The organism is Lapidilactobacillus wuchangensis (assembly GCF_003946645.1).
In the GTDB taxonomy this organism is placed as follows: Bacteria; Bacillota; Bacilli; order Lactobacillales; family Lactobacillaceae; genus Lapidilactobacillus; species Lapidilactobacillus wuchangensis.
Genome location: NZ_RHOU01000001.1, coordinates 278772 through 298038, shown reverse-complemented (window position 1 = coordinate 298038; position 19267 = coordinate 278772). Strand labels below are relative to the sequence as shown.

Genomic DNA, 19267 nt, shown 5'->3' with positions numbered 1-19267 from the left:
GGTGAATTTGCTGGTAGATTTTGGCAGTTATCGTAACTTGAGTGAAAATGTGGTTGTTCTTTTATTATGTGTTGGTATGTTAAAAAACGTTGTGAAGACGATAAAACAGAATGGCGTTTGACTGCATTCCGGGCGTTTTGGTTGTGGAACGCTGCCGGCATCGATTGATGCCAATTACAAACCAAATTGTCATCAATACGAGCCTTTGTCTAACCGCTGAAGCGGCAAGACAAATTTGGCGGCTGACAACCACGCCCTCCATTCCGTCTGGAGCTGAGGTGGTGTACTCCATCGTTGTCAGTACTTAAGACAGTGGTAGTGAGATTCATTAACTCAAATAAATAAGTAATGATAGCTGAACAGCACAAAACGGTGTGACAACTGTATTATCAGTAGAAATTGTCACCTCGAGTTTTTGTATCATCACAATTTGGTTTGGCTAAATAGTGATGCTCAGTTTTGTTAGTTAATTCAGGCAGAGGCAAGCGATTGGCGTCAATGCTGAAATTGAGGTTGTGATATAAGCCAGATATCTGCTGCAATCTTACAATGACTGCGTTGATTGTTGGCAAAGATAAAGTGAGCCACATTAACTTCAGACGGCGTGGAGGGATCTTGGCGTCAGCCGCCAAATTGTTCTTAGTGGCTGGGCCACTTAGAACAAGGCTTGTATTTGAGATTGTTGCAAAGCAATAAGCTCAAATCAATGCCGGCCGCGTTCCACACCAAGCAGCCCGGAACAGAGTCAAACGCTATTCTGTTTTGCACTTATGTCACAGCTTTCCACGCCATTCAAATTGTGCCGCCACCGACTCTCAAAAGTGGAAATACTTAACGCTTAATTTGTCTAGACCAATTTTATTTGAAGTAAAGTATGAACGGTCAGTTATCGCGGGGATGGTGATAGACCACCAAAAATGCGCTTTCACCGCTGGGTTAAACATGTTAAAATCGAACTAGTCAATGAACAATCAACAAAATGACATGGAGGTATTCACATGGGAAAATTAGGTGTCTCAATTTATCCAGAACGCTCGACTTATGAAAAAGATGCTGCTTATTTAGATCTCGCTCATCAATACGGCTTCAAACGAGTTTTTACGTCGTTACTAGAAATTAAAGGTAATCAAGATGAAGTTGTTGGTAACTTCAAGAAAGTAATCGATCATGCCAACGAATTAGGCATGGAAGTCATGATTGATATTAACCCTGGCTTGTTCAAGCAGTTAGGTGTCACTTATGATGATTTATCTTTCTTCCATAAATTGGGTGCTTGGGGCGTGCGCTTGGACCTAGGCTTTACTGGTGCCGAAGAAGCGAAAATGACGCGTAATCCTTACAATTTAAAAATCGAAGTCAACATGAGTCAAGGCACTAATTATGTGGACAATATTATGAGCTTTTCACCAAAACGTGAGAACTTATTAGGGTCTCATAATTTCTATCCCCATCGTTTTTCTGGATTAGGTCATGATTTCTTCGTCATGGCAACGAAGAAATTTACCAAGTATAATCTGAATACGGCCGCTTTTATTAATTCGCAAGCGGCTACTTTCGGTCCTTGGCCGACACAAGATGGTCTTTGCACGTTGGAAGATCATCGGTCATTGAGCTTGGCTGTGCAAGTTAAACATTATTTGATGATGGATTTGATCGATGATTTAATTATTGCCAATGCTTATGCTTCAGAAGCAGAATTAAAAGCAGTTAGCACAGCATTCAACGATGATTTTCCAGCAATTACCGTGATTCCTGAAAGTGATATCACTGCCGATGAGCAGAAATGTTTATTCGACACGCTACACAGTTATCGTGGTGATCGGTCAGAATACATTCTGCGTTCGTCAGCAACTCGGGAAATTTACCGTGATCGGCCATTCCCAGCTCATCACACGGTGCCTATCAAACGGGGCGATATTTTAATTGATAATGTGGGTTATGGTCAATATAAAGGCGAAACCCAAATTGCCTTGCAAGAAATGCCAAATGATGGCCGTGTCAATGTGGTCGGTCGAATCGATCCTGACGAAATCTTCCTATTATCTTACTTGCGGCCGTGGAGTAATTTCCGGATGGTTGCGAAATAACCAGCTAGAAAGATTTTTTTCGACGGCTCCGTTTAAAAATAGCTTTCCACCAAAATACCAAGTTAACTTCAATCTGAGGTTAGCTTGGTATTTTTGTTGATTTTAAGAGATATTTTGATTGGTTGAAGACGGCTAAAATAATTTACAAATTTGGCTTGTTACTGCAGTCAAAAACCGGTAAAATTCAATCACCACGATATTTCAACCAATTATGTTGAATAAAAAGGCCGTTTGAAAGCTTTTACATAAAAAAAGAAACGGATTAAGATATTTTGGTGGTTAATAAAGGGTATACTAGAAGAAAGAAAAATTCGGCCGTTACGCCATAATTTTAGTTTTTTGACTGATTATTTGTTATCATAGAGAATGAATTTTATACAGGTGTCAACGGTTGTTATTGCAGAGAGGAATCATTAAAAGATGTTTGTTGATCAAATTAAAATTAACGTTAAAGCAGGCAAGGGTGGCGATGGCGCCGTTGCCTTTCGTCATGAAAAATTCGTGCCTAATGGTGGCCCTTCCGGTGGTGATGGTGGCCGCGGTGGCTCAATTATTTTAGTGGGCGATGAAGGGTTACGGACCTTGATGGACTTCCGTTATCATCGTATTTTTAAAGCATTGGCTGGTGAAAATGGTCAAATTAAGGCGATGTATGGTCGTAGCTCTAAAAATACTTATATTAAAGTCCCAACTGGTACCACAGTTACTGATCTGGCAACCGGGGTCCAACTTGGCGATATTGTCGAGCAAGGGCAAGAACTAGTTGTGGCTCAAGGTGGTCGCGGTGGTCGCGGCAATATTCATTTTGCCAGTGCCCGTAATCGTGCGCCAGAAGTTGCCGAGAATGGTGAACCTGGTGAAGAACGAGACCTACAATTAGAATTAAAAGTTTTAGCTGATGTTGGTTTGGTAGGCTTTCCATCAGTTGGTAAATCAACGCTATTGTCAGTGGCAACTTCAGCTAAGCCGAAAATTGCCGCCTATCATTTCACCACTTTGGTACCTAATTTAGGGATGGTGCAATTACCCGATGGTCGTGACTATGTCATGGCCGATTTACCAGGTTTAATTGAAGGTGCAGCTCAAGGCGTTGGTTTGGGGATTCAATTCCTGCGTCACATTGAACGGACGCGAGTTATTTTACATTTAGTTGATATGGATCCGGAAAATGGTCGTGATCCATGGACTGACTATGAACAGATTCGTCATGAATTAAGTGAGTATGATCCTAAGTTATTACAACGGCCAGAGATCATTGTGCCAACTAAAATTGATGTGCCTGGTGCGGCTGAACGATTGGCGGAGTTTAAAACGGCTTTGACTGATCATCAAGTGACACCTGAGGCAATCATGGCAATTTCGAGTTTGCAACATCAAGGGGTTTTACCATTATTACAAAAGACAGCCGATGTTTTGGCCACGGCACCAGAGTTATTAACGGCAGAACAGCCAGCTGATGAGACACTTTATCAATATCAAGATCAGAAGAATAAAGTGCCTGAATTTAAGGTCACTCAACTTGATGATCATGAATTTGAAGTCACCGGCGCTCAAATTGAACGTTTCGTTAAAATGACTAATTTGGATCACCAAGATGGGATTATGCGTTTTGCCCGGATCTTGCACAATTGGGGTATTGAAGATGCCCTGCGTCAGGCTGGCGCTAAGGATGGCGATTCGGTAGCAATCGCTGATTTCGTTTTTGATTTTGTTGAGTAGCATCGCGATGTAGTTGGGTTATTTGAGGGGAAAAAGATGCAAAAAAATTCTCGCATGAAAAAACGTTACATTCACGGCTTTGATGGGCTGCGGGCTTTAGCTGTGATTGCCGTTATTTTATACCATTTAAATCCGGATGTTTTTAAGGGCGGTTATTTAGGCGTGCCGGTCTTTATGGTGCTTTCCGGTTATTTAATTACTGATCATATGATCTTAAGTTTGGAAACAACTGGTCATTTTAGTTTTAAGCAATTCTGGCTGCGGCGGATCAAACGCCTTTATCCAGCACTATTGGCAATGTTGTTAACCACTTCCGCCTATATTGTGCTGTTCCAGCGGAATCTGTTAGGGAATCTGCACAAAATTGTGATTAGTAATATTTTTTATGTCTATAATTGGTGGCAAATTGCCAATGGCCAATCTTATTTTGAGCGCTTTGCTAACAGTGAATCGCCTTTTACCCATTTATGGACGCTTTCAATTGAAGGTCAATTTTATTTAATTTGGCCGTTGATTATTTTGTTACTATGGCGGTTAACTAAAAAACGTAAAGTGACGATTTTTTGGACTAGTTTAGGTTTGGCCTTGGTTTCTTCAGTCTTAATGGGCTTGTTGTATCATCCTGGTGTTGATCCGAGCCGAGTTTATTATGGTACCGATACGCGGGCTTTCTCGATTTTGTTCGGCTGTATGCTGGCGGTTATTTGGCCTAGCAGCTATTTAAAACGTAATGTTTTAAAAAGTGACCGGTTAATCATGGACGGTATTGGCCTTTTGGGCTTTGGCGGGATGATTTGGTTAATGTTTAGTTTAAATGCCCAAGCTGATCTGCTTTATCGTGGTGGCATGGTACTGTTTACGCTGTTCACAGTTTTGATTGTGGCGGTTGTGGCTCATCCTGGTGCTGATTGGGATCGTATTTTAACCAATCCAGTATTTAATTGGATTGGTAGTCGGAGTTATGGCTTGTATCTCTATCAGTTCCCAGTCATGATTTTCTTTGAAAGTAAGTTCCGCAATATTGCTGATCATCCGATTCTTTATCCGGTACTTGAAGTGTTGATCATTGTGGCAATTAGTGAATTTTTCTATCGTTTTGTGGAAAAGCCTTTGGGCCATTTCGATTATCATCAGACGATTGTTTGGTTCAAGAATTTGTTCCAGTCACATAGTAATCGCAGGATCAATTTGCAACGTGGTTTGACGGCCTTATTTACGATTGTGACGGTGATTGGTTTAGTTGGCATTTTCCAAGCACCAACGGTTAATGCTGATGCGGCCAATCATTCTGAATTAGCCACCACAATTAAGAAGAACGCGAAGAAAACAGATAAAGAGAATAAACGGATCGCTGCAGAAATGCGTTCGGCCCGTGAGGAAAGCAAGAAGGCTGCTTCTAACGCGGCACTAAGCAAATCGCTGAGTAAGTCATCCAGCATCGCCAGTACCAAAGCTGAAGCTGATGCGGCTAAAAATCCAGTTAATCAAGATTTAGAGAAGTATGGCCTGACTCAAGTCGAGTTACATGCGGCCCAAAATTTAATGATCACTGGGATCGGCGACTCGGTGATGCTAGGTAGTGCTGAAGGCTATCAACGGATCTTCCCGAAGATGTATTTATCAGCATCAGTTAGTGAGCAAGTTTATCAAATTATGCCGCGGATCAAGAGCATTTTGGACCAAGGTTTAATGGCCCAAGTAGTTGTCATTGGTTTAGGTACCAATGGTTCGTTCCAAGACAGTGATTTAGATGAAATCATGTCAATGATGGGTTCAGATCGTCAAGTCTTCTGGATCAATGTTCATGTGCCAACTCGTTCTTGGCAAAATCAAGTCAATAGTGATTTAGTTAATGGTGCTAAACGTCATGCTAATTTGCATATTATTGATTGGTATTCGTATTCAAAAGACCATCCTGATTGGTTCTCTGGTGATAATGTTCACCCGAATCCTACTGGGTCACCGTATTATTACAGCTTTGTGGCTAAGCAGATTTTAGATACCTTGGCGGCGAAGTAATCAGTATATATTGAGGTTGATGTAAAGTAATGGAATTGGAATTTCTTGGCACTGGCGCTGGCGTTCCGGCGCGGGGTCGTAATGTCACAAGTATTGCACTAAAAATGTTAGATGAACGAAACGAGGTTTGGTTATTTGATTGTGGTGAAGGCACCCAACAACAAATTTTACAAACCACTTTGAAACCGCGAAAAATCAATAAAATATTTATCACCCATTTACACGGGGATCATATTTATGGACTACCCGGTTTCTTGTCCAGTCGTTCTAATCAAGGTGGTGACACGCCGCTGGATATTTATGGACCGGTAGGCATCAAGGAGTATGTGCAAACATCCTTAAATATTACTGGCACGCATTTGAGCTATCGCTTGCGTTTCCATGAGATTACCGAACCGGGCGTGGTTTTCACCGATAAAAAAATTAAAGTTAGTCAAATGCCCTTAGATCATCGAATCGATTGCTATGGCTATCGTGTGGAAGAAGCGGCTTTACCTGGTGAATTATTGGTTGATAAATTACAGGAAGCTCATGTGCCGTCAGGGCCAATTTATGGTAAATTAAAGGCGGGACAAACAGTTACTTTAGCTGATGGTCGTGTGTTAACGGGGACTGATTATTTAGGCCCGGCAAAACCAGGTCGTATCGTGACGATTATTGGCGATACCCGCAAAACGGCCAATATTGAGTTATTAGCGGCGGATGCCAATGTGTTGGTTCACGAAAGTACCTTTGGCCAGCATGAAAGCAAATTGGCCCATCAGTATTACCACTCAACCTCAACTCAAGCAGCACAAGTGGCAGTCAAAAGTCATTGTCAGCGTTTGATTTTAACTCATATCTCAGCCCGTTATTTAGGCAAGGGTGCGCATCAGTTACAAACTGAGGCCCAGCAGATTTTTCCAGCCACACGAGTTGCTAATGATTTTGATGTGTTTGCAGTCCCATTTTCGACGAAGCAAGTGGTATCCCAGTAATCTTCTCAGAAGACTTTGACCTAATAAGTCTTTTCGAGAGTAATCAACCAAATTTTATTTAGTGAGATGTGGGTTTCAAGAACAACTGGCGCGGCATCATGCCAATACGAGATGGATGGATCTGAATCGTTTCCGTACGCAATTGATGTTTAGCAGTGGTTTTCTTGACTCACAATCTGCTGAGGAGGATTAGCAATGGCAGAACAGCAAAAGAGCTTAGCCGGCCAAGTGGTGGTCGTTACCGGCGCTTCATCGGGAATTGGCCGAGCGGTAGCGTTAGAAGCTGCTAGTCGCGGTGCCCAGTTGTTTTTATTGGCGCGGCGAGTCGAGCTACTTGAAGAAGTTAAAGTTGAGTGTGAGCGGCTATCACTAACTAGTGCGACGGTGATTGCTGTGGATTTAGGTGATTTAACCAGTTTGGAAGCCGCCGTCGCAACAATCAAACAAGCAACGGAACAGGTCGATGTTTTGGTTAACGCGGCCGGTTTTGGTGATTTCGAATTGTTTACGGAAATCCCAGTTGCCAAAATTCAGCAAATGTTTGCGGTGAATGTGTTAGGGTTGATGGTTTTAACCCGCGAGTTAGTGCCACTCATGTATGAGCCACAGGGACATATCATTAGTCTCGGCTCAATGGCGGGCAAATTACAAACGCCTAAATCAGCTGTTTATGCAGCAACTAAGGCTGCCGTGATTGCTTTCTCTAATTCGCTGCGGTTGGAATTGCGGCCTTTAGGCGTTAAGGTCACCACAGTCAATCCGGGACCAGTTAAGACTGATTTCTTTGCTACTGCTGATCAGGGCAACCAATATTTGGAAAAAATTGCTTGGTTGTCGCTGGATACAGAGCAGTTAGCTAATCGAATCGTGAATAGTTTTGGCCGTCAAGTTCGGGAAATCAACGCGCCGTGGTTCATGGAAGTTGCAGCCCGTTTATATCCATTAGCGCCACGAATTGGTGACTATTTGGCCAGCACTTTGGGTAATCAGAAGTAAGTTTTCAGGGGATGAATGGCATGAAGAAGCAAACACGTTTTATTTTGGTATTGGTACTGGCATTAGTTGTGGTGGTATTCGCATTGTTAAATGTGGCGCCAACAATTATTAGCTTTGGTTTTACAAAGGTTAAATTACCACTGATTGTGGTGTTGTTGCTGACTTTGATTCTAGGCGCTTTAATTGCTTTATTGTTATCAACTAGCAGCAGTTTTTCCGCCAAGAAGCAAAAGAAGGCTCTGGATCAAGAATTAAAGGCCTTAAAGCAGAATCAACAAGCTGAAATTGATCAAGCAGTGGCAACAGCTCGTGAGACAATCGAACAACAGTTAGTTGAGAAAGATACTGAAATTTCTGATTTAAAGGCAAGATTGATGGTCGCGGAAGAACCTAAGCCAACAACCACAACGGTGGAAACGCCCACAGATTCTTCAACATCTGATCAAAATTAGGCTTGCTATCAGCGGGCTTTGATAGTATTATGGTTAAGTGAATGAAAAATAGCATTTTTTAACGTTGCTTTAATCATCGCTTAAATAGCTAGTATGAAAAGGAGTTTTTAATTATGGCAGTACCTGCACGTCGGACTTCAAAACAAAAAAAGCGTCAACGTCGCGGCCATATCAAGTTGCAAACACCAAATTTACAATTTGATGCAACTAATGGCGAATATCGTTTGAATCACCATGTTTCACCAAAGGGTTTCTACAAGGGTGAACAAGTGATTAAAAAGGCTGAGGAAGCTAATAAATAGTCCGCATAGCGGGCTTTTTTTATGCCCAAAATATTTTTACCAAGCCGCTCCCGGTTGAAGTGGTGGTTGCTCTGCGTTTCTAAGGACGTCGACACAAATTTAAAGTGGTTTTAGGCAGAATAGTGAACACTCCGTTACGGCCGGCGGGGTGTGGAACGCGGCGGGCGTTGATTTAAGCTTTTGCTGCGCAAAATCTTAAATACAAGCCTTATCCTAAGCGATAAATCGCCAAGGATAATTTCGCGGCTGACACCCCGGCGGCCTTCACTGCGTTTTGAGCTAGTAGCTGCCACTTTAGAATGGTTAGATTGCTCGACAGTGCTAGTAAAGTTGGATAAAGTAGGCCAGCAACCAACTAAAAGTTTGATTACCACGGTTTAAAAAAACTAGTGATAACGACCAAGCTTAATTAATAATGTCTCTAGATAAACTAGAAACTGTCAATTAGGCTATTTTTGATCACTATTTAATGTGTGATAACAGTTGAAATTCAGTTGATTTATTTCGCTTGCACTGCCTCGAACACTAACAACGAAAGAGTGTACTACCTCAACTTCAGACGGAATGGAGGGCGTGGTTGTCAGCCGCCAAATTCTTCTTAGCGATTTATCGCTTAGAAGAAGGCTCGTATTTGAAACAATTTGGTTTTCAATTGGTTCAAATCGATGCCGGCCGCGTTCCACAACCAGCAAGCCCGGAATGCAGTCAGAACCGATTCTGTTTTAAAATCTTTACTAGATTTTAATGGTTTTGAACTTTGGTCCGCAATTGGCTTCAATTAGTGTCGGCCGCGTTCCACGACAAGCAGCTCGCAATGGAGTCAGACGCCATTTTGTTTAATAACTTCATCAGCGTTTTATATTCAATGTAATCGTCAATTCTTCAACAAACTTTTTAAGCAAATATCAGACGACAATAGCTAGTTTTCAAGACGATGTGTTAAAATGAACTGGTGAGGTGACCAGAATGGAAGATCAGAATTTTACTGAATATTTACGCCAAATTCAATTATTAAATATTCCCCGCTGGAGTGAATTGCCCCAGTTTGATTTATATATGGATCAAGTGGTCAGCTTTATTAATCAAATGCTGAAACCTTTGAATTTTGATGAATTAACACCGGCGATGATCAATAATTATGTCAAGTCAGGTTTGGTCCATGCACCGCAGAAGAAGAAGTACAGTCAGCAACAAGTGGCTCGTTTGATTCTAATTGCTATTTTAAAAAGTGTTTTCTCAATTAGTGATATTGCCAATGGCTTCAAATTGGTGATCAAGCCAGAAAAAGGTGCACAAAGTTATGATTATTTTGTCACCGTCTTTACTAAGGCAATCCATGATGTGGTCGGTAATTTCCAGCAGGAAGTGGTTATTACTCAAGCCACTCAAAAAGATGTGGTTGTTGAAACAAGTAACTTGGTTAAATTAAGTTGTAGTGCTGTTGTGCAACGGATTGTTGTTTTGAAGCTGCTCACTAAGTTAGAAGAACGTCAGGCAGAGATTACAACTGCCACCATCAAAGGAGCTAGTAAAAAATGAAATTAACCATTTTATCAACCAGTGATACTCATGGCTATTTGTTGCCTACCGATTATGCCAGTCGCGATCAGTTGAAACCATTTGGCCTGAGTCGTGCGGCTACCGTGATTAAACAAGAGCAAGCGGCAGCCGGAAGTGATCCGGTTTTAGTGATTGAAAATGGCGATTTTCTCCAAGGGTCACCGCTATCTTATTATTTGGCTAAAGTGAGTGGCAATTTAGCGCCTTTGACAACGGCTTATAATCAAATTGATTATCAAGTGGGGATTGTAGGTAATCATGAGTTCAATTATGGGACTGATTATTTAAAAAAGGCCATTCAACAAAGTAAACGTCAATTCCTCTGCGCCAATATTTTAGACGACCAGGGCCAACCAGCTTTTGGCCAGCCTTATGAAATTTTTGATTTAAAAGGGCTTAAAGTAGCCGTCTTAGGCTTAACAACTCAATATATTCCACATTGGGAAGCCCCAGAGAAAATCAAAGGCTTAACCTTCCAATCAGCAACGGCTTGTGCCCAAGCATGGGTGCCTAAATTACATCAATTAGCTGATGTGGTGGTGGTAGCTTATCATGGTGGCTTTGAGCGCGATTTGCAAACCCAAGCGCCAACAGAAGCCTTGACTGGTGAGAATGAAGGCGCCCAATTGCTTAAAGAAGTACCAGGAATTGATGCCTTAGTCACTGGTCATCAACATCGCGAATTGGCTGAAGTTAGTCAAGGTGTTCCGACGACTCAACCAGGCTCCAAGGGTACGCACGTTGGTAAAATTGTTTTGACCTTAAATGATCAGAAACAAGTGACCGACAAGCAGACGACTTTGATCAAAACTGCTGAGTTTGCGCCAGATGCAGGCATGGTTGAGCAGTTAGCACCAACGAATAAGCTAGTTGAGGATTGGTTGGATCAAGCCTTGGGTAAAACTGAAGGGGATTTAACCATTACTGACCCAATGAATGTTCGGTTGAAGCCACATCCTTATATTCAATTTGTCCAAGATGTACAGCGGGCGGCCTTACATGCTGATATTTCAGGCACAGCCTTGTTTAATAATGATGGTCGTGGCTTTGGCCCAGTGATTACTTTCCGGTCAATTTTAACGAATTATATTTATCCGAACACTTTGGCAGTTGAACGAATCAGTGGTGCTGATCTAAAGGCAGCTTTAGAGAAATCAGCGACTTATTTTGTAGCGACGGCGGATGGTCACGTTGGTGTTAATCAAAAATTTGTTCAGCCGAAGCCACAACATTATAACTATGATATGTATGCGGGGATTGATTATGTGATTGATGTGGCGCAACCAGTTGGCCAACGCATTACGAAATTGCAATATCACGGCCAGGATGTTCAGCCGACGCAGCAATTAGAAGTTGTGATGAATCAGTATCGGGCTGTTGGTGGCGGTAACTTCAAAATGTTTACCGCTGACAAAATTATTCGTGAAGATACGACTGACATGACTGAATTGATTGCGGATTACTTACGGCAACACCCGGTGGTTAAGGCAACCACTGAGGATAATTTCAAAGTCATTAATTCGCAGGCTTAGTAAAACAAAATTAAGGAAATACCTTGGTGTTTTGCGGTAGAATATGCTAAGATATGTTCTTGAAAGAAGGGTTGACCATGAAACGTGTTGTTGTGGTTGTTTGGGCAATCATTCTCGGGATTGTCGCTGGTTTTATCGGTGCCAAACTCGACCAGAGTGATTTTAATTTAAAGTTAAGTTTGATCACTTTTCTGATTTTTGGCTTACTCTTAAATTTTGTACCAGAGATTATGCGTAATTCGGTACCAATTGAGAAAAAGACCAATAAATAATTGTTTTCAAACTTGAAGAAGCTTAGACCTTGGGGCCTGAGCTTTTTTTGTGGGCTGGAAGTTTGCCATTGTTGACTAACTTTAGCGAACAAGAGTGCGGTTTTTGCCGCCAATTGCTGCAATTATTTGTTATAATAATTAAAAAAGGAGTGAGTGTCAGTGACGGCAACGTTTGTTAACTTACAGGTTCGTAGTTGTTATAGTTTATTGCAAAGTTCAACCACGATTACTGGCTTAATTGAAACGGCAAAACAACAGGGGCAAACGGCAATTGCGCTCACTGATCTGAATACCATGTATGGCGCCGTTAGCTTTTATCGAGCGGCTTTAGCAGCTGGCATCAAGCCAATCTTAGGACTGACCCTAGATTTGCCCGGCCTAATTGGTACCACGACTAATTGCCAATACATTTTTTTAGCGCGAAATAATCATGGCTATCATCAATTATTTAAATTATCTTCGTTGAAAATGACCCAAACGCGCGAGGCTTTGACCTGGGAACTGATCAAGCCATATTTAAGTGACCTCATTGTGATTGTGCCACCAGTTACTGGGGAAGTGGCAACGATTCTTGGCTCGTCATTAACTGACCAGAATTTGTGGCGGCAAACTCAGGCGGCTTATTTTGCGCCAGAACAATTATATTTAGGGATTACCACTCGCGGATTAACTGCTGAGCAACAATTGCAGTTACAACAATTTGCTGAGTTAGCGCAGTTGCCGCTGGTAGCTGTTGACGATGTTCGTTATTTACAAACTGAAGATGCTTTTATTAATCAGGTCTTAACAGCGATTGCTGATGGGGCCAAGATTGATAGTCCCGTTTTGCAAGCCCAGCAACGCGGGTCTTATTATTTGGCGTCATCAGCCGATAGTTTAGCACGTTATCAGCAGGCTAACTTAGCAGATGCTGCTGCCAATACGGTTAAAATTGCCGCTGCCTGTGAGATTAAATTGGATTTCAAGCGGGCTCAATTACCACCGTTCCCAGTGCCAGAGACAGAAAACGCCAGTTCCTACTTACAAAAATTGGCGGTGGCTGGTTTAAAACAACGGTTAGGTGGTCAAATTACTGCACCATATCAAGAACGATTAACAAACGAGCTTGCAATTATTAACCAAATGGGTTTCGCAGACTATTTCTTGATTGTTTGGGATGTGATTCGGCATGCCCACGAAGTTGGAATCATGACTGGCCCTGGTCGTGGCTCAGCAGCAGGCTCATTAGTTGCTTACAGCTTGCAAATTACTGATGTGGACCCTTTGGTTTATCATTTGCTTTTTGAACGGTTCTTAAATCCAGATCGGGTGAGCATGCCTGATATTGATTTAGATATTCCCGATGATCGTCGTGATGAATTGATTCAATACATGCATGAGCGTTATGGTGACCAGCATATGGCCCAAATCATTACTTTTGGGACGATGGCGGCTAAACAAGCCCTGCGCGATGTGGGACGGGTTTTTGGTTTGACCCAAATTGAAATGGGTGAGTGGTCGCGAGCAGTGCCCAGCTTTCTCAATGTGACTCTGCGGACGGCCTACCAGCAATCTGACGGCATTAAGAATTTAGTTGCCGCTAGTGATCGCAATCGCCTGCTGTTTAAAGTCGCCTTAAAACTAGAAGGGCTGCCGCGGCATTTCTCGACCCACGCTGCCGGAATTGTTTTAAGTGCTTTGAAATTAACGGATACTGTACCAGTTCAAATGGGCAGCGAAGGGATTCGGCTGACCCAATTTCCTAAAAATGATGTTGAAGCCCTAGGTTTGTTGAAGATGGACTTTCTAGGTCTGCGTAACTTAAGTATCTTGGCGCAAACAGTCGCCCATATTCAACAACGGCCTGAATTAAAACAGTTTAATCCACATCAGATCCCGCTGGACGATCAGCCGACGTTACAGTTGTTTCAAAAGGGAGATACCGATGGTGTTTTTCAATTTGAATCCAGTGGTATTCGTCAAGTTTTGATTAAATTACATCCGACTAGTTTTAACGATATTGTGGCAACTAATGCCTTGTATCGACCAGGTCCAATGGAAAATATTGATACTTTTGTCGCTCGGAAAAATGGTCGTCAACAAGTTGAATATCCGGCGCCGGCTTTGGCAGAAGTCTTAGGGGATACATATGGTGTCCTCGTTTATCAAGAGCAAGTTATGCAGGTCGCCGTGCTAATGGGTGGCTTTACGATGGCTCAGGCCGACACATTACGTCGAGCCGTTAGCAAGAAGAAGAAAGCTGATCTTGATGCCGCTAAGCAGCAATTTATTAATGGCGCTTTGAAAAAGGGCTTTAGTGAAACAGTCGCCGCAACGGTTTACGATTATATCGAACGGTTTGCTAATTATGGTTTCAACAAATCCCATGCCGTAGCTTACAGTATGATTGCTTTCTGGTTGGCTTACTTAAAAGTTCATTATCCCGCTGAGTTTTTCTTGGCTTTATTAAATGCCAATTTGAATAATCAACGTAAAACAGCGGCTTATTTACAAGAATTACGGTCTCGTAAAATCAAAGTTGCCGGTCCGGATATTAATACGAGCAGCTATCAATTTACTTTGGTGAACGACCGGGTTCAGTTTGGCTTTGAATCAATTAAAGGTTTGCGCCGTGATTTAGTGAAAGAAATTATTGCGGAACGGCGTCAAAATGGCCGCTACCAGAGCTTGGCTGATTTTTTGAAACGTTTACCAGAAAAATTCCTTAAAATTGAGCCGCTGATCACTTTGGCCCAAGTTGGTTGTTTCGATAATTTCGACCAAAATCGCCAACAAATGGTTCAGAATATTCGTAATTTAAGTGAAAGCTTGCAACTGGCGGGCACTAGCTTACCTCTGTTTGATGTGTTAGCACCAAAGGTTGAGCAAGTCGCTGATTATAATAATCAAGAACGCTTGGAACTGGAGAAAGATTTACTAGGTGTTTATTTATCTGGTCATCCCTTGGAAAACTATCAGCAAGCTTTTCAACAAAATCAGGCAGTAACTGTCGCTAATTTGGCTCCCCAAGCCAGTACGATTTTGGTATACTTACGTCATATTAAGGTGATTCGGACTAAAAAGGGGGAGCAAATGGCCTTCGTCAGTGCTGAAGATTTAACAGCAGATGTGGAAATGACCGTCTTCCCCCAAGCTTATCGTCAGTATCAAGGCGATTTAGTTGCCGGACAAGTGGTGCTGGTTCGCGGTAAGTTGGATCAGCGCAGCGATAATCCTGACCAAAAACAGTTTATTGTTAATCAAGTCCAAGTGCCGCCAGCAGATCAAAAGCAGGCCACGCTATTTCTACAATTAACGGCGGACCACGATCAACCAGCAACCCGCCAGCAATTAGAACGAATACTGTTGCGTCATCACGGTTTTGCGCCGGTGATCTTACATCTGGAACAGACCAAACAGAATCTCCGCTTAAGCGATCGTTTTCAAGTCAATGTTTCAAGTGAACTAATTAGCGAGCTGGCCCAATTACTGGGCGGTGAGAACGTCGTGGCCCATACTTAAGCAACTATAATGAAAGTTTTTACAAATAATTTGAGCAGTTTTCAGATTATTAATGGCTTTTTTTGGTTGGTTTGCAGGAATTTCATGAGAATTAACTGGAATTGCAAGACAATTTTCTTTAAAGGTGGTAGACTATCTTATGGTTGTGGTGTCCGGTATTAGCCGGATAGCATATGCGCAAAATAGATTGACCTTGAGGTGAAATAATGAAAAAAATCGGTATTTTAACGAGTGGCGGCGACGCACCTGGCATGAATGCAGCAATTCGTGCGGTGGCTCGTCGTGCTTATGCTGAAGGCTTGGAAGTTTATGGGATCAATTATGGTTTCGCTGGCTTAGTTGCTGGTGACATTTTCCCATTAGATGAAGAAGTCCTCAATGATAAGATCGCTCGTGGTGGTACTTTCCTATATTCAGCTCGTTATCCAGAATTTGCCAAAGTTGAAGGCCAACTTAAGGGCATCGAGCAATTAAAGAAATTCGGTATTGATGCTTTAGTCGTTATTGGTGGCGATGGTTCTTATCATGGTGCCCTTCGTTTGACTGAACATGGCTACAACACTGTTGGTTTGCCCGGCACAATTGATAACGATATTCCTTACACTGACTTTACCATTGGTTTTGACACAGCGTTAAACACTGCCGTTGATGCCATTGATAAGATTCGCGATACAGCAACAAGTCATCGTCGGGTCTTTGTTGTGGAAGTTATGGGTCGTAATGCTGGTGACTTAGCATTATGGGCTGGCGTTGCAACTGGCGCTGAAGCAATTATTGTCCCTGAACGTGATTACGACATGGACAAGATTGCTAAACGTTTGGAACGTTTCCGTGAAGAAGGTCATGATAATGCAATTATCGTTTTAGCAGAAGGCGTTGCAACTGCAGCTGACTTCAAAGCTGAATTAGATAAGCATGGTGACTTTGATTCACGGGCCAACACAATTGGTCATATGCAACGTGGTGGCGTGCCAACTGCTCGTGATCGTGTGTTAGCTAGCAAGATGGGTAACTATGCTATCGAATTATTGCTCCAAGGCAAGGGCGGTCTCGCTATTGGGATTGAAGATAACAAGATTACTCATCACCCAATGGAAGACTTGTTCGATGAAAAACATCATGCTGATTTAGATCTTTATGATATGAATAATAAGTTCAATCAGTAAGCTTTTTGTGGTATGATTACTTTCGGTTATAATGGCGTTAAAGCCGTTCTAATAAAATAAATGTAAGGAGCGTTTTTTTCATGAAAAAGACCAAGATTGTTTCAACGCTTGGACCTGCAAGCAACACAACTGACATCATTGTTAAGTTGATCGAATCCGGTGCTAATGTATTCCGGTTCAACTTCTCTCATGGTGATCATGAAGAGCATCTTGCTCGGATGAACATGGTTCGCGAAGCTGAAAAGATTACCGGCAAATTAGTTGGTATCGTCCTTGATACAAAGGGTGCCGAGATTCGGACAACAGTTCAAGAAAACGGTTCTTTTATTGCTCATACCGGTGATGTGATCCGTATTTCAATGGATGACAGCTTAACTGGTAACCCAGATAAGATTGCTGTTACTTACAAAGGCTTGTATGATGACACTCACGTTGGTGGTCATGTTTTAATCGATGATGGTTTAGTCGACTTAAAGATTACTGCCAAAGATGAAGCCAAAAAAGAATTAGTTACCGAAGTTCAAAACGAAGGTAAAATCGGTTCTCGGAAGGGTGTTAACGCTCCTGGCGTTGAAATTCGCCTCCCAGGGATCACTGAAAAAGACGCTGACGATATTCGTTTCGGCTGTGACAACAACATTAACTTCATTTCTGCAAGTTTTGTTCGTAAAGCAGCTGACGTTTTAGACATTCGTGAAATTCTTGAAGAAAAACATGCTGAAAATGTTAAAATCTTCCCTAAGATCGAATCTCAAGAAGGTATCGACAACATCAAAGAAATCATGAAGGTTTCTGATGGTTTAATGGTTGCTCGTGGTGACATGGGTGTTGAAATTCCATTCGAAAACGTACCTTTCGTACAAAAATCATTAATCAAGATGTGCAATGCTTTGGGCAAGCCAGTTATCACTGCTACTCAAATGCTTGACTCAATGCAAGAAAACCCACGTCCTACACGTGCCGAAGTTACCGACGTTGCTAACTCTGTCTTAGACGGTACTGATGCAACAATGCTTTCTGGCGAAAGTGCTAATGGTGACTATCCTGTTGAAGCCGTTGCAACTATGTCACGGATCAACAAGCGTACAGAACAAGAAATGAAGAAACGTAACACTTTAGCTTTACAACGTTTCGAAGAATACAAGGGTTCTAACGCCACTGAATCAATTGGCGAATCCGTTGTTCGGACTGCTGAAGAATTGAAAGTTAAAGCAATTGTTTGTGCAACTAACTCAGGTTACACTGCACGGATGATTTCTAAATATCGTCCAAATGCTGATATCTTAGCTGTTACTTTCGACGAAAAAACAGAACGTAGCTTAACAGTTAACTGGGGCGTTACACCAATCTTGGCTGACCGTCCTAACTCAACTGATGAGATGTTCGAAGTTGCTGCTCAAAAGGCACAAGACCTTGGCTTTGCTAAGGAAGGCGATTTGATCTTGATCGTTGCCGGTGTTCCTGTTGGTGAAAGTGGCACAACTAACGTTATGAAGGTTCAATTAATTGGATCTAAATTAGCACAAGGCCAAGGTGTTGGCGACGAAACTGTCGTTGGCAAAGCTGTTGTTGCTGATAACGCTAAAGATGCAATTGCTAAAGCTGTTGATGGTGGTATCTTAGTTGTTAAGACAACTGACAAAGACTACTTACCAGCAATCGAAAAATCTAGCGCAATCGTCGTTGAAACTGGTGGCTTGACTTCTCATGCTGCAGTTGTCGGCATTGCTATGGGTATTCCTGTTGTTGTTGGCGCAGCTGATGCAACTAGCCTCGTTAAAGATGGCGAATTAATTACTGTTGACTCACGTCGTGGTGTTATCTACCGTGGCGCTTCAAACTCACTTTAATTAATTCAAAAAAGAGCTTGGTTTAACGACCGAGCTTTTTTTATACATAGAATTATTTTGGTGATAAACTACCTCAGAATTTTGGTCATTGAGCTGATTTGGTTTAGGTCGCATCTTAGCTTGTAACGGCAGGGACCCAGCGATTTTGTGACCTGCAACTAATGGTGCCAAGACTTCCCTAATTAGGGTGGTGGTGGCTGGGCGATTTGGAGGGCGTGGAACGACGTGGCCGTCGATTTGAGCTTTTCTGCGAAAATCTCAAATTCGAGGCTTATTGTAAGTGCTAAAGCACCAACAATAATTTCACATCTGACGCCAATCGCCCAGCCACCACCGCATGAAACTGGCATAATTGATTACCACTATTTAGAAGAGCAGATTGAGGTAAACTAACAGCTTGATTGACAAGCTTTATGGAGCTGACCAAATCAGCTTGTTACGTAACTGGCGACTTTCAATCAAACTATTTTGGTTTTACTGTTTAAGATTCAACACTAGTTTATTTGAGTTGATTAACTCCATAATAGCTGACTTTATTACTAACAATAGTGAAGTGCACAAAATCAGCCCTAGACGGCGTGGAGGGATCTTGGCGTCAGCCGCCAAATTGTTCTTAGTGGCTGGGCCACTTAGAACAAGACTTGTATCTGAGACAATTTGGTTTTTAATTGGCTCAGATCAATGTCGGCCGCGTTCCACGCCAAGCAGCCCGGAACAGAGTCGAAACCAGTTTTGTTTCACGACAAACCCGTGGTTAAACTCGTTTTGCCTGCTGGTCTCAGTAGTATCATGACAAACCTGTCTATTTTTTGGTACAATAGAGATAAGTATAGA

Annotated in this window: 15 protein-coding genes; 14 read left to right on the top strand and 1 reads right to left on the bottom strand. The window is 42.2% G+C overall.

Annotation, left to right across the window (positions count from 1 at the left end):
• Positions 1–79 precede the first annotated feature (79 nt).
• On the bottom strand, positions 80–262 hold the full coding sequence (locus EKM82_RS11200; protein ID WP_164508040.1) for a hypothetical protein: 183 nt from the start codon (positions 260–262) through the stop codon (positions 80–82).
• A 736-nt stretch (positions 263–998) separates the two neighbouring features.
• Between EKM82_RS11200 and EKM82_RS01235 the strand changes: the two genes are divergently transcribed.
• The 14 genes from EKM82_RS01235 to pyk all read left to right on the top strand — a co-directional run bounded on the left by EKM82_RS01235 (position 999) and on the right by pyk (position 18433).
• Complete coding sequence (locus EKM82_RS01235; RefSeq protein WP_125766512.1) at positions 999–2087, top strand: DUF871 domain-containing protein; 1089 nt, start codon at positions 999–1001, stop codon at positions 2085–2087.
• 420 nt (positions 2088–2507) lie between these two features.
• Complete coding sequence (obgE, locus tag EKM82_RS01230; RefSeq protein WP_125766511.1) at positions 2508–3806, top strand: GTPase ObgE; 1299 nt, start codon at positions 2508–2510, stop codon at positions 3804–3806.
• A 36-nt stretch (positions 3807–3842) separates the two neighbouring features.
• Positions 3843–5825: an acyltransferase family protein gene (locus tag EKM82_RS01225; protein WP_125766510.1), complete on the top strand. Its 1983-nt coding sequence runs from the start codon at positions 3843–3845 to the stop codon at positions 5823–5825.
• A 29-nt stretch (positions 5826–5854) separates the two neighbouring features.
• Positions 5855–6802: a ribonuclease Z gene (gene rnz / locus EKM82_RS01220; protein WP_125766509.1), complete on the top strand. Its 948-nt coding sequence runs from the start codon at positions 5855–5857 to the stop codon at positions 6800–6802.
• Between the two features lie 195 nt (positions 6803–6997).
• Entirely contained in the window at positions 6998–7798 is an 801-nt protein-coding gene (locus EKM82_RS01215) for an SDR family NAD(P)-dependent oxidoreductase (protein ID WP_125766508.1), read from the top strand.
• 20 nt (positions 7799–7818) lie between these two features.
• On the top strand, positions 7819–8250 hold the full coding sequence (locus tag EKM82_RS01210; protein ID WP_225419629.1) for a lipopolysaccharide assembly protein LapA domain-containing protein: 432 nt from the start codon (positions 7819–7821) through the stop codon (positions 8248–8250).
• A gap of 113 nt (positions 8251–8363) precedes the next feature.
• Entirely contained in the window at positions 8364–8552 is a 189-nt protein-coding gene (rpmF, locus tag EKM82_RS01205) for a 50S ribosomal protein L32 (RefSeq protein WP_125766506.1), read from the top strand.
• Positions 8553–9116: 564 nt separating this feature from the next.
• Positions 9117–9278 carry a hypothetical protein gene (locus EKM82_RS11195; RefSeq protein ID WP_164508039.1) on the top strand — a complete coding sequence of 54 codons (162 nt, stop codon included), beginning with the start codon at positions 9117–9119 and terminating at the stop codon, positions 9276–9278.
• A gap of 240 nt (positions 9279–9518) precedes the next feature.
• Positions 9519–10091 (top strand): DUF1836 domain-containing protein, encoded by a 573-nt coding sequence (locus EKM82_RS01200; protein WP_125766505.1) that lies wholly within the window; start codon positions 9519–9521, stop codon positions 10089–10091.
• On the top strand, positions 10088–11644 hold the full coding sequence (locus EKM82_RS01195) for a bifunctional metallophosphatase/5'-nucleotidase (RefSeq protein WP_125766504.1): 1557 nt from the start codon (positions 10088–10090) through the stop codon (positions 11642–11644). Before EKM82_RS01200 ends, EKM82_RS01195 begins: the two co-directional genes overlap by 4 nt.
• A 77-nt stretch (positions 11645–11721) precedes the next feature.
• Positions 11722–11916, top strand: a complete 195-nt coding sequence (locus tag EKM82_RS01190) for a DUF2929 family protein (RefSeq protein WP_164508038.1) — start codon at positions 11722–11724, stop codon at positions 11914–11916.
• A 159-nt stretch (positions 11917–12075) separates the two neighbouring features.
• Positions 12076–15417, top strand: coding sequence for a DNA polymerase III subunit alpha (gene dnaE, locus EKM82_RS01185; protein ID WP_125766502.1), 3342 nt, complete (start codon positions 12076–12078; stop codon positions 15415–15417).
• Between the two features lie 206 nt (positions 15418–15623).
• The gene (gene pfkA / locus EKM82_RS01180; protein WP_125650633.1) at positions 15624–16583 is read left to right on the top strand and encodes a 6-phosphofructokinase; all 960 of its coding nucleotides are present in this window, start codon (positions 15624–15626) and stop codon (positions 16581–16583) included.
• A gap of 80 nt (positions 16584–16663) precedes the next feature.
• Positions 16664–18433: a pyruvate kinase gene (pyk, locus tag EKM82_RS01175; RefSeq protein ID WP_125766501.1), complete on the top strand. Its 1770-nt coding sequence runs from the start codon at positions 16664–16666 to the stop codon at positions 18431–18433.
• Positions 18434–19267: the final 834 nt, after the last annotated feature.

Bases quoted from the DNA above. Each gene is read 5' to 3' on its own strand.
- EKM82_RS01215 (WP_125766508.1), top strand. From the start codon at position 6,998: ATGGCAGAACAGCAAAAGAGCTTAGCCGGCCAAGTGGTGGTCGTTACC.
- EKM82_RS01225 (WP_125766510.1), top strand. From the start codon at position 3,843: ATGCAAAAAAATTCTCGCATGAAAAAACGTTACATTCACGGCTTTGAT.
- EKM82_RS01200 (WP_125766505.1), top strand. From the start codon at position 9,519: ATGGAAGATCAGAATTTTACTGAATATTTACGCCAAATTCAATTATTA.
- obgE (WP_125766511.1), top strand. From the start codon at position 2,508: ATGTTTGTTGATCAAATTAAAATTAACGTTAAAGCAGGCAAGGGTGGC.
- EKM82_RS11200 (WP_164508040.1), bottom strand. From the start codon at position 262: ATGGAGGGCGTGGTTGTCAGCCGCCAAATTTGTCTTGCCGCTTCAGCG.
- EKM82_RS01195 (WP_125766504.1), top strand. From the start codon at position 10,088: ATGAAATTAACCATTTTATCAACCAGTGATACTCATGGCTATTTGTTG.
- EKM82_RS11195 (WP_164508039.1), top strand. From the start codon at position 9,117: ATGGAGGGCGTGGTTGTCAGCCGCCAAATTCTTCTTAGCGATTTATCG.
- EKM82_RS01210 (WP_225419629.1), top strand. From the start codon at position 7,819: ATGAAGAAGCAAACACGTTTTATTTTGGTATTGGTACTGGCATTAGTT.
- pyk (WP_125766501.1), top strand. From the start codon at position 16,664: ATGAAAAAGACCAAGATTGTTTCAACGCTTGGACCTGCAAGCAACACA.
- rpmF (WP_125766506.1), top strand. From the start codon at position 8,364: ATGGCAGTACCTGCACGTCGGACTTCAAAACAAAAAAAGCGTCAACGT.
- pfkA (WP_125650633.1), top strand. From the start codon at position 15,624: ATGAAAAAAATCGGTATTTTAACGAGTGGCGGCGACGCACCTGGCATG.
- EKM82_RS01190 (WP_164508038.1), top strand. From the start codon at position 11,722: ATGAAACGTGTTGTTGTGGTTGTTTGGGCAATCATTCTCGGGATTGTC.
- rnz (WP_125766509.1), top strand. From the start codon at position 5,855: ATGGAATTGGAATTTCTTGGCACTGGCGCTGGCGTTCCGGCGCGGGGT.
- EKM82_RS01235 (WP_125766512.1), top strand. From the start codon at position 999: ATGGGAAAATTAGGTGTCTCAATTTATCCAGAACGCTCGACTTATGAA.